We start from the raw sequence: 6,237 nt of genomic DNA, 5'->3' as shown, positions 1-6,237 counted from the left end.
GTATGCGCGAAATCGCATCAGCCATCGTTGCCATGACCATGACGCTGGCCGCCGGTAAATGCCAGCGGTGCGAACACGGCGGCCTGACCGGCGCGCTGTTCCGTGAATTCGCGGTCACGCTCGCCGGCTCGGTGGTGCTGTCGGGTGTCATCGCCATCACCATCACCCCGATGATGTCGGCACGCCTCTTGAAGTCCGGCACGCCGGGCCGTTTCCAGCGCATTGTCGACGGCACCTTCGCGCGCGTCGAGCATGTCTATGAACGCGCCGTCACCGGATCGCTGAACTATCGCCCGTTGACGTTGATCATCGTGCTTGCGCTTGTCGGCGTCACCGGCTTCATGTTCACCAAGACCTCGAGCGAACTTGCGCCGGAAGAGGACCAGGGCTTTCTGCTCTCGATTGTGACGGCGCCGCGTTATGCGACGTCCGATTATACCGAGACATACGTCAACCAGATCCTCGGCCTGGTGAAGGATATTCCCGAAACACGGGCGCAGTTCTCGGCCGTCGCCTTCGGCGGCACGACAAACAGCGCCTTCGTCGGCTATGCCTTCAAGGACTGGGCGGAACGCAAGCGCAATTCGAAGGAACTGCAGGCTGACATTACGGCCCGTATCGCCAAAGTGGCCGGTGTCGAGGCCTTCGTCTTCGCACCGCCGACGCTGCCGGGCTCCGGCGGCGGCCTGCCCATTTCCATGGTGGTGCGATCGACCGGCGCTTCCTCGGAAGTGTACGAGGTGGCCGAGCAGATCAAGAACAAGGCGCAGGCCTCCGGCCGCTTCATCGTCGTGCAGAATTCGATGGCCTATGACGCACCGGAGGTGACGGTGACCATCGACCGCGACCGCGCCGCCGCGCTGAACCTGCCGATCGCCGATATCGGCCGCACGCTGACCTTGCTGGTCGGCGGCGCCGAAGTGGCGCAGTTCGACCGCGATTCCAACAGCTACGACATCATCCCGCAGGTGCCGCAGGAGTTCCGCGACGACCCCGACAAGCTCGGCGAATACTTCGTGCGCAGCGTGACCGGCGAGATGGTGCCGCTATCGGCGGTGGGCAAGATTTCGACCAATGCGGCGCCGGCGGCAATCGAGCAGTTCAACCAGCTGAATTCGTCGACGATTTCGGCGCTTCCGCTGCCCGGCGTCACCACCGGCGACGGGCTGAAGGCGCTGGAGGACATCGCCAAGGAGAGCCTGCCCGACACGTTCTTCATCGATTATTCCGGTCAATCGCGACAGGAAAAGGAACAGGGCAACACCATCCTGATCGCTTTCGCGGCCGCAGTTGTCGTCATCTATCTGGTGCTGGCGGCGCAGTTTGAAAGCTTCCGTGACCCGCTGATCATCATGATGGCGGTGCCGTTGTCGATCTTCGGCGCGATCGTGCCGCTCAATCTGGGCCTCGGCACGCTCAACATCTACACGCAGGTCGGCCTGATCACACTGATCGGTCTGATAACCAAGCACGGCATCCTGCTGGTCGAGTTCGCCAACCAGCAGCGTGAAAAGCATGGCATGCGGCGGCGCGATGCCATCATCGCCTCGGCCAAGGTGCGCCTGCGGCCGATCCTGATGACGACGGCGGCGATGGCGCTCGGCGTTGTGCCGCTGATCACGTCCAGCGGCGCTGGTGCCGCGGCCCGCTATTCGATGGGCCTGGTCATCTTCACCGGCATCCTGGTCGGCACCATATTCACGCTCTTCGTCGTGCCCATGTTCTACACCTTTATCGCCAGCAAGGACCTGCCTCATCTGGCGGAGAAGCCGGACCCCAAGCTGATGCCGGCACTGCCGAGCTAGGACGGTCTAGGGAGTCCCGCCCAGAAATGCGCGGGGCAAATCGATGGAAACAAAAGAAAAGAGGCCGGGAAATTCCCGGCCTCTTTTCTTTTTGGCTGGGCTCGATACCGCCGGTTTGAACTGTACGCAATACCGCAGCGTTTCCGGAGGGAGCTTTGAGGCGCGGCAGCATGCTGCCACGCCACCGTTTCCAGCCTGCTACTTGACGATGACGATGCTGGTGTTGGTCGCCCCGAAGGTTTCGACGAGCTGGTAGAAATCGGCGGCGTTGTCGGGGTGCAGCCGCACGCAGCCATGCGAAGCCGGCTGGCCGAGGCGCTTGATCGCATAGGTCGCGTGCACCGCATAGCCGCCGCTGAAGAAGACCGAGTGCGGCATCGGGGCGTTGTCGTATTTCTTCGAATACCACATTTCATGCATGCGGGTCGGCTTGAACGAGCCGGTCGGCGTCACATGGGCCCGGTCGCCGGTGGAGACTTTCCAGGCGAAGGTCGGCCGGCCGTCGACGGAGACTTCCATGATCTGCTGCGAAAGCGAAACGCGCGCCACGATCTTGTTGGCGGCATGCGCGGCGCCCGAGCCGAACAGCAGTGCGGCACCGGTCAGCGCGGCGGCGGCGATGTTGATGAGCTTGGCGGAAATGGCGGTATGCATGAAGAAAATCCCCTCTCTCTGCCGGTCCAGCCGGCTCCAATTCGATGGCTGCTTATCCCAACGTCATGTTTCGGAGAGATTTCGCAAAATGCTCATTTGTGTTTCGAATCTGTTTCCACTGGTTAACAAACGCCAACCCCATTAGAGCCGTCGGTGGCCCGCCAGCGAGACCATAGCAAGACCAAGGTCAGGAACATGGGTATCCGTCGCTAAACGAAAGTGCGAATTAGCAGTATTCGAAAGGACCGCCGTAGATCTCGAAACCGAACTGCAACAAAGCGAGGTTTCAAGCGGCATGATCCGGATACGGGCCGCAAGCAAAGTTGACGCAACGAAAACAGCCGGTAACGAACATGGGAACGAAATCGAACGCGCTGTCCTGGCTTTTCAGGATCAGCATCGCGGCAGCGGTCATCGGCGGCGTCGGCATGGTTGCCGGCACCCCGCTGACAAGCCTCGGCGCGATGACTTCAGGCGAGATTTCGACCCTGCACGCCGCACTGTTTTTCGCCACGGTCTGGATTGTTTCCAGCCTGCGCATCGCCCGGCTAAAGGCCCTCTGGCGGGTCGGCCTTAGGCTGACGGGTTTGCGCGGCGCCTCCGGCAACTTGCTGCCGAGAGGACCGAAGGCCCGCGCCGAGACGGGGGGTTCCGTGGGCGGCGCGGGCGCTTCGGGGGTATCCTGAAGCGACCCGCAACAAACCATTTTGGGGAATTGGTACGATGAAAACGAAATTTGCCGCTTCGGTGCTTTCCGCACTGCTTTACGCCCAGGGCCTGCTCGGCTTTGCCGGCCTTGCCACCGTGCTGCTCAGGGACCGCGCCCACGCTGGCGAGCTGACCATGGGCAGTGACATGCCGGTGGGTCCATCGCTTCTGCTGGTACGCTGAGCGCCAAGAGCGTCGGGGCCGGAGATGGAAAATCCGATGCCCGAAACCAGAGACTGCGTCAGTGCCCGGCAATCAGTCCGCGAATTGCCGCGGCGGATCGAACCGGTAGCCGGCGCCGCGTATGGTGGTGATGGTTTCGGTGTCGAGTTTGCGGCGCAGCCGCACGATGCGCGAATCGATCGAGCGATCGAAGGCATCGGCGTTTTCGGCCGGCGCCGCGGCGATGATGTCGTCGCGCGTCAAAACCTTGCGCGGACTGGCCAGGAACAGCCTGAGCAGCGCCACCTGACCGGGCGAAAGCTGTTCCTCCGTGCCGGAGCGATGCATGACCATCGCCGATCTCAGATCGACGGTCGCGTTCTCCAGCACGATCAGTTCCTGGGTGCCCCTGCCGCGGCGCGAAAGCAGGCCGCCGACACGGGCGGCCAGTTCACGGACATTGAGCGGGCTCTCGATGACGTCGGCCGCACCAAGCTCCAGCGCCAGCACCTTGTCGACAAGATCGGCCGGGCGGCAGATCAGGATGAAATCCGGTCCGCCCTCACCGCCTCCTCCTTGGCCGCCATAACGTCTGAGCAGGTCCCGCCCCTCCGCCTGGCTGAGGCTGTCGCCGACGACGACGACGTCGATGCCCTTTCCCGACAGCAGCGATTCGGCCTCCCAGGGCTGGCGTGCCTGATGCACGTCATGGCCGCGCCGTTCAAGATGGTCGGCGAGTTCGGTCGCGACCACTTCGGCTACCGAAACGAGCGCAATGACGGATCGTGCGGCCATGTTTTCCAACCGTTCCCTGGCAACCCCGATATGAGTGCTGGACATGATGTTTATACCCAATCTACTTTCCACTGAAAGTGGGAGCGAAAGCATCGTGCGGGCAAGAATTGTCATCGTCGAGGATGAGCCCGACCTGAGGGACGCTGTCGCCGAATACCTTGGCGCCGCCGGATATGACGTGGCCACCGCTGAAAGTGCGGCCGCCGCGCGCAGCCTCGTTGAAACGCAGTCGTTTCATCTTGCCATTCTCGACATCGCCATGCCCGGCGAGGACGGCCTCTCGCTTGGCCGCTGGCTGCGTTCGAAACTGCCGATCGGCATCATCTATGCGACCGCGGCCGGCACCGCGCTCGACCGCATTGTCGGGCTGGAACTCGGTGCCGACGACTACATCGTCAAGCCTTACGAATTGCGCGAGGTGCTGGCCAGGGTGCGCAGCGTGTTGCGCCGGGTTCCCCAGCCCAAAGAGCTGCAGGACAAGAGGGCCGGGGCGGATCGCCGTTCCGTTGCCTTCGGCCCCTTCCAGGCCGATCTCGACGGCAGGCTGGTCACCGGCGCCAATGGCGTGGTGATCGACATGGCCAAGAGCGAGTTCGACGTGCTGGAGATTTTCCTCACCCGCGCCAACCGGCTGCTGAGCCGCGCCGCTATCTCCGAGGCGATCGGTTTCACCGAAGATCCGGAATCGTCACGCGCGGTCGACATTCGCATCATGCGGCTGCGCAAAAAGATCGAGGCCGATCCCGCCAATCCGAAATTCCTGCGCACGGTGCGCGGCGAGGGCTATATCTTCTCGCTGCCGGCCGGCGACGGCAACTGAGCACCGGGCCAGAAGGATGTAGTTGCTCGCCGGCCGAATTGGCGCGACTCCGGAATGACAGCACAAGATGATCGCTGAAGCAGCAAGCACCGATATGCAAGGGTTCAGGCAGGGCGCGGCGATGGCGGCCGTGCGCGTCGTTCGCCGGCTGCGCGAGGCCGGCGACTGGCAGCGCGAGATGGACGGCATACTGGAAACGCTCTGCCGGGCCATGGATTGCCAGCGCGGCATCCTGTTTCGCTTGCGCGAACTGCCTGGCCAGGGCTTCGCCCAATCCGTCGCCGCCTACTGGATCGACCCTCTTTTCGGCGGCGAACTGGCATCACCGACCGTCATCATGCAATCGATCGTCAATTCCGACCCGCTGCTGGAGCGGCTTGCCGAGGACGAGAGGCAAGGCAAGATCTTCGCCGGTCATACGCGCGACCTCGAAGGCTTCCTGAGGACCGATTTCGAGAAGCAGAACATCAAATCGTTCCTCTCGGTCTCGGTCTTCGCGCACGGCCATCTCTGGGGCACGCTGGCGGTCAATGACTGCATCAACGAGCGTGCATGGACCGACGAGGAAGAGGCGACGCTGCACATCATCGCGCTGGCCATCGGCGACGCCATAGAGCGCTCGCCCTCCGACGCCCACGCCAGCGAGGTCATTCGCCGCACCATGCTGCAGGCCTCGCTCGACGCCATTGTCGTCATCGACGAGACCGGCTCGATCATCGAATTCAATCCGGCCGCCGAGAAGATGTTCGGCTTCCAGCGCAGCGACATCCTCGGCAAGGACCTGCTCGATACGATCGTGCCGATCTACTACCGCAAGGGCTATGCCTCAGGAGCCGAATACATGTCCGGCCGCGGCGCGCCGATGGTCGGCCAGCGGCTCGAGACGGTGACCCAGAATGCCGCCGGCGAAGTGTTCCCGATCGAGCTGACGGCCACCGAGATGCGGGTTGCCGACCGCCGCCTGATCTTCGGCTCCATCCGCGACCTGCGCGACAAATTGCGCGCCGAGGAGGAAATCGGCCGGCAACGCGAGAAGCTGCACCAGAACGAGAAGATGGCGGCGATGGGTTCGTTGCTGGCCGGTGTGTCGCACGAGCTCAACAACCCGCTGGCCGTGGTTGTGGCGCAATCGACGCTGCTGCACGAATTCGCCTCCGATCCGCAAACCAAGGTGCGCGCCGAAAAGGTCCGCGCGGCCGCCGAGCGCTGCGGCCGCATCGTCAAGAGCTTCCTGTCGATGGTCCGCCTCCATCCCGCGGCACAAGCCGAGACCGACCTCAACCAGGTGATCCG

7 protein-coding genes are annotated in these 6,237 nt (G+C 63.2%); 5 read left to right on the top strand and 2 right to left on the bottom strand.

Annotated elements, in window-relative coordinates; translation table 11 throughout:
• On the top strand, positions 1–1,805 hold a 1,805-nt coding region (locus ENZ74_RS17955), incomplete at its 5' end, for an efflux RND transporter permease subunit (RefSeq protein WP_164761073.1).
• Between the two features lie 198 nt (positions 1,806–2,003).
• On the opposite strand, the gene ENZ74_RS17950 is transcribed toward ENZ74_RS17955, so the two are convergent.
• Positions 2,004–2,459, bottom strand: coding sequence for a L,D-transpeptidase (locus ENZ74_RS17950; RefSeq protein WP_013529305.1), 456 nt, complete (start codon positions 2,457–2,459; stop codon positions 2,004–2,006).
• Positions 2,460–2,812: 353 nt separating this feature from the next.
• Between ENZ74_RS17950 and ENZ74_RS17945 the strand changes: the two genes are divergently transcribed.
• Together ENZ74_RS17945 and ENZ74_RS17940 are read left to right on the top strand one after the other, a co-directional pair.
• Positions 2,813–3,145: a hypothetical protein gene (locus ENZ74_RS17945; protein ID WP_063169135.1), complete on the top strand. Its 333-nt coding sequence runs from the start codon at positions 2,813–2,815 to the stop codon at positions 3,143–3,145.
• Between the two features lie 37 nt (positions 3,146–3,182).
• Positions 3,183–3,350: a hypothetical protein gene (locus ENZ74_RS17940; RefSeq protein WP_013529303.1), complete on the top strand. Its 168-nt coding sequence runs from the start codon at positions 3,183–3,185 to the stop codon at positions 3,348–3,350.
• A gap of 72 nt (positions 3,351–3,422) precedes the next feature.
• On the opposite strand, the gene ENZ74_RS17935 is transcribed toward ENZ74_RS17940, so the two are convergent.
• Complete coding sequence (locus tag ENZ74_RS17935; RefSeq protein WP_063169136.1) at positions 3,423–4,124, bottom strand: response regulator transcription factor; 702 nt, start codon at positions 4,122–4,124, stop codon at positions 3,423–3,425.
• 46 nt (positions 4,125–4,170) lie between these two features.
• Here ENZ74_RS17935 and ENZ74_RS17930 point away from each other — a divergent pair, with 46 nt between their 5' ends.
• Both ENZ74_RS17930 and ENZ74_RS17925 read left to right on the top strand, forming a co-directional pair.
• Positions 4,171–4,944: a response regulator transcription factor gene (locus ENZ74_RS17930; RefSeq protein WP_181172685.1), complete on the top strand. Its 774-nt coding sequence runs from the start codon at positions 4,171–4,173 to the stop codon at positions 4,942–4,944.
• 67 nt (positions 4,945–5,011) lie between these two features.
• Positions 5,012–6,237, top strand: a 1,226-nt coding sequence (locus tag ENZ74_RS17925) for a PAS domain S-box protein (protein WP_164761072.1), incomplete at its 3' end; no start/stop codon positions are given.

The sequence above is a fragment of the Mesorhizobium sp. M7A.F.Ca.CA.002.15.2.1 genome (genome assembly GCF_003998715.1).
GTDB classification, from domain to species: Bacteria; Pseudomonadota; Alphaproteobacteria; order Rhizobiales; family Rhizobiaceae; genus Mesorhizobium; species Mesorhizobium ciceri.
This window is presented reverse-complemented; position numbering and strand designations above follow the sequence as displayed.

Bases quoted from the DNA above. Each gene is read 5' to 3' on its own strand.
- ENZ74_RS17935 (WP_063169136.1), bottom strand. From the start codon at position 4,124: ATGGCCGCACGATCCGTCATTGCGCTCGTTTCGGTAGCCGAAGTGGTC.
- ENZ74_RS17940 (WP_013529303.1), top strand. From the start codon at position 3,183: ATGAAAACGAAATTTGCCGCTTCGGTGCTTTCCGCACTGCTTTACGCC.
- ENZ74_RS17930 (WP_181172685.1), top strand. From the start codon at position 4,171: ATGTTTATACCCAATCTACTTTCCACTGAAAGTGGGAGCGAAAGCATC.
- ENZ74_RS17950 (WP_013529305.1), bottom strand. From the start codon at position 2,459: ATGCATACCGCCATTTCCGCCAAGCTCATCAACATCGCCGCCGCCGCG.
- ENZ74_RS17945 (WP_063169135.1), top strand. From the start codon at position 2,813: ATGGGAACGAAATCGAACGCGCTGTCCTGGCTTTTCAGGATCAGCATC.